Genomic DNA, 3,523 nt, shown 5'->3' with positions numbered 1-3,523 from the left:
GGCCTGGGGGGCTTGGGGGCTCCGGCGGTTCGCGCGGTGGGTCCGGCGGGGGGTCGCGCGGGGGCGGGTCGCGGTACGGGGACGACCTCGTGCCCCTGCCGCGGCGGGAGAAACCAGCGGGTGACATCACGAGATTCGCCAACCGCATCCCCGCGAAGGTCCGCGACAATAGCGACCTGGAACTGACGGCGGGCGACCGCATCCGTCACGACGACTTCGGTGACGGCCGTGTCGAACAGGTGACCGGCGAGGGCGCCAAGCGCGTCGCGCACGTGCGCTTCGATGCCGCGGGGCCGAAGAAGCTCCTCATCAAGGTCGCGCCGATTCAGAAGCTGTAGCGCGGCGCGGCGAGTCATCCACAGTTGTGGTCGGAGTGCGCTGCGCCGCCTGTGGCCGTCGCAGACTGGGTGCCATGAGCGAGGGGGCCGGTTACCATGACTGTCATGACCGCAGAAGCGCCGACGTTCCTGCCCTACGGGCGGGATCTCACGCGCGCCGATCTGGACGCCCTGCCTGATGACGGACACCGGTACGAACTCATCGACGGGGCGCTCATCGTGACTCCGGCGCCGCGCATCCGGCATCAGGTGGTGCTCGTGCGTCTCTTCCGCGTGCTTGACGACGCACGCGCGGATGGCCTCGTGGTGCTCGTCGCGCCCGTGGACGTCGTGCTCTCCGACAGCACGGTGATGCAGCCCGACGTGCTCGTCGCACCACGCGCGGACTTCACCGAGAAGGATCTTCCGGCCGCTCCGCTGCTTGCCGTCGAGATCCTCTCCCCATCGACGAGGGGCATCGACCTGTTGCTGAAGAAGGATCGTCTGGAGCGTGCCGGTTGCCAGCACTACTGGGTCGTCGACCCGGACGAACCGTCGATCACGGCATGGGACCTCGTCGACGGCCGCTACCGACAGGCGACCCGCGCGGTGGGCGACGAGGAGTTCGCCGTCGAGGCGCCGCTCCCCGTGCGGCTCGTGTCCACAGCGCTTGTCGGCTGACCGGCTGTGTGGTGGGTCTCCCGCCACGCCCCGAACTCCTCCAAGTCGCCGGCTCGCGCGCCTGGCGCCCGCGTGATTTCGGGCCCAGCCAAGATGAGCCCCGCGGATATGGAGGAGTGCGGGACGCGACCCGCGTCAGCTTTTCAGTGGCGCTGCCGCGCCGTGGGGTGAGAAAGTCTGCCTCGGGGACTTTCGAGTTAGGTGAGCGTCAGCCCGCTGGCGTCACGAGCAGGTGGTGGTGCCACAGTCGTCGCAGAGCGAGCATGAGCGGTTCGTACAACGCGGTGCCGAGGACCGCGTAGGGCACGGCATCCTCCAACGGCATCTCGGCGATCGGCGCGATCTCGGCGACCGTGACCTCGTGCATCGCCCGGCTGTAGCGGACGATCGTGGCCGGAGCGTCATCGAGTCCCGCCGCTTCGAGGGCGCGCAGCGCCTCATCCAGCTGGGCGACGGCGACGTAGTCCGGATCGTAGGTCAGCCCGAGCGCCGCGATCGCGGCGCGGGCACGCGGATGCTCCCCCGCCGGCTCGACATACGGGGGCAGGGCCGCGACCGCACGCCCCAGCGTCTCCACGGGATCGGCCGCATCGGGGTGATCGATGAGCGCGAGGATGTCTCGGATCCGCGCGAGCGGCAGCCCTCGCACGTCCGCCAGCGCGCCGATGACGCGCAGCCGGGCCAGATGGTCGTCGCCATACTCGGCGCGGGTGGCTGAGACGGTTCGCCCTCTGGGCAGCATCCCCTCGCGCAGGTAGTACTTCACGGTTGCGACCGGCACACCGCTGCGCTCGGACAGGTCGGAGATCAGCATCCGATTGTCTCCTCTTGTTTTGGATAGCATAACTATCTAGTATTGGAGAGTCCAACTATCTAAAGGAGTGAGTCATGGATCCGATCATCTCCATCGTCGCCGGCGCGACCCTGCTCACGGTCATCGGCATCATGTCGGGCGGGACGTTCCTCCTCCGCATCCACGCGAAAGGACTGACGTTCAACGCGCTGCAGAAGACGTTCTTCCGCGCCGGGCACGCGCACGCGGGCGTCCTCGTCATCCTGGGCCTCGTCGTCATCCTGGTCACGGTCGCTTCTGGAGCCCCCGCGCCGTGGCAGTGGGCAGGAGTGGGCGTGCTGGCGAGCGCGCTCCTGATCCCGGCGGGCTTCTTCCTGTCGGTGCTCGGTCCCGACCCGAAGCGGCCAGGCCGGCTGCTGGCACTGCTGTGGGCGGGAGTCGTCGTGCTGGCCGGCTCGCTCGCCACCGCAGCGGTCGGCGTGATCGTCGGAGGCGTGACCGCGCTGGGCTGATGCCGGGTGCCGCCCCGGTCCGCTGCAACGGAACCCTCGCTTAGGCTCGAACCATGGCACTGTTCTCCCGTCGGGGAAAGCCCGAGAAGTCGCGCGACCCCGCGCCGGACGACGAAGTGGAGCAGGCGGATACCGAGGCGTTGGCGGATGCCGAGCAGGTGCCGTACGTCGGCATCTCGGTCTCCACGTTCGGCGCACCGCCCCCGCAGCGTGCCCCGTCGCCGCCCCCGCGGCCGGCTGCTGTCGCACCTCCGGCGACGCAGAGCGTCCCGGGCGTCGTCGACAACGTCGTGCTGAAGGCGGCACTCGCCGCCTTGCCTGAAAAGCCGCAGAGCACCGACGTCATGAACGTCATGCGGCAGACGCTGCAGGGTCAGCTCTACGTGCGGGCGCAGGGCGACGCGCAGGCTCTCCTCGCCGCAGGCCAGCCGCTCAATCTCGCCATCGCGACCCGCGAGGACAAGCGTTTCCTCCTCGCCTTCACCGGCGGTGCCGCGCTGCAGCAGAGCGCCCGAGCCGAGGCGGCTGCGGCGACCTCGGCGATCGGACAGCCTGCGGCATCCGTGCTGCGTGGCGCCGTCGCCGGCGGGTACGACGGGGTGTACCTCGATCACGCGAGTTCCGGCGCACGGCTGATTCTGCCCGTTCCGCTGATCGACAAGGCGCTCAAAGAGGGGGAGCCGGGCCTCGTCCTGAAAGCTCTCCTGGCCGGCGCGCGCAGCGACCAGACGGCTTCGCAGATCGTCGAAGCACTCACGCGGGTACCCGTGTGGGTCGCCGGCGGAACGGATGCCGAGGGCCGCATGGGACTGGCCCAGGCCCAAACTCCCGACGGTCGTCGCCGGCTCGAAGTCTTCTCCCACCCGCTCGAAGTCCTCGCCCTCGGCCGCGGTGACCGGCCGCTGCCGCTGCGTCCGGAACAGCTCGCGAAGGCGATCGCCTCGGAGGCCGCGCTCACCGGCGTCGTCGTCGACCCCGGCGGTCCCTGGTTCGAACTCGATCGCGACGCCCTCGCACAGCTCCTCGCGCTCGCCGACTGACCGACGAACGGGGTGCGCGTCCCGCGGTTCGGAGGCGTCACGGACGCGAAAGTCCTCGTGACGCGACTCAGACTTTCCCGCCCCACGGCGCGGCAGCGCCACTGAAAAGCTGTGCGGGTGCTGTGGGCGCTGACCCGCGTTCCGGCGCCTCTGGGGTGCGCGTGCGGCGGTGCCCCGGCC

4 protein-coding genes and 1 pseudogene are annotated in these 3,523 nt (G+C 70.0%); 4 read left to right on the top strand and 1 reads right to left on the bottom strand.

All coding sequences use genetic code 11. From position 1 onward, the window contains the following. Both WBP48_RS15150 and WBP48_RS15145 read left to right on the top strand, forming a co-directional pair. Positions 1 to 338: pseudogene (locus WBP48_RS15150) on the top strand (ATP-dependent DNA helicase PcrA); the annotation flags it as partial. Positions 339 to 443: 105 nt separating this feature from the next. Continuing rightward, complete coding sequence (locus WBP48_RS15145) at positions 444 to 998, top strand: Uma2 family endonuclease (protein ID WP_424441584.1); 555 nt, start codon at positions 444 to 446, stop codon at positions 996 to 998. Between the two features lie 208 nt (positions 999 to 1,206). Here the strand turns inward: WBP48_RS15145 and WBP48_RS15140 are convergent, their stop codons facing one another. After that, a complete protein-coding gene (locus tag WBP48_RS15140) occupies positions 1,207 to 1,812 on the bottom strand; it encodes a MerR family transcriptional regulator (RefSeq protein ID WP_424441583.1) in 606 nt (201 codons plus the stop codon). A gap of 74 nt (positions 1,813 to 1,886) precedes the next feature. Between WBP48_RS15140 and WBP48_RS15135 the strand changes: the two genes are divergently transcribed. Together WBP48_RS15135 and WBP48_RS15130 are read left to right on the top strand one after the other, a co-directional pair. Further along, on the top strand, positions 1,887 to 2,303 hold the full coding sequence (locus WBP48_RS15135; protein WP_424441582.1) for a hypothetical protein: 417 nt from the start codon (positions 1,887 to 1,889) through the stop codon (positions 2,301 to 2,303). Positions 2,304 to 2,356: 53 nt separating this feature from the next. After that, positions 2,357 to 3,343, top strand: a complete 987-nt coding sequence (locus tag WBP48_RS15130) for an SseB family protein (protein ID WP_424441581.1) — start codon at positions 2,357 to 2,359, stop codon at positions 3,341 to 3,343. The last annotated feature ends 180 nt before the right edge of the window (positions 3,344 to 3,523 follow it).

The organism is Microbacterium sp. (genome assembly GCF_049661145.1).
In the GTDB taxonomy this organism is placed as follows: Bacteria; Actinomycetota; Actinomycetes; order Actinomycetales; family Microbacteriaceae; genus Microbacterium.
Note: the sequence above shows the minus strand (reverse complement) of the source record. Positions and strands in the feature narration are given on the sequence as shown.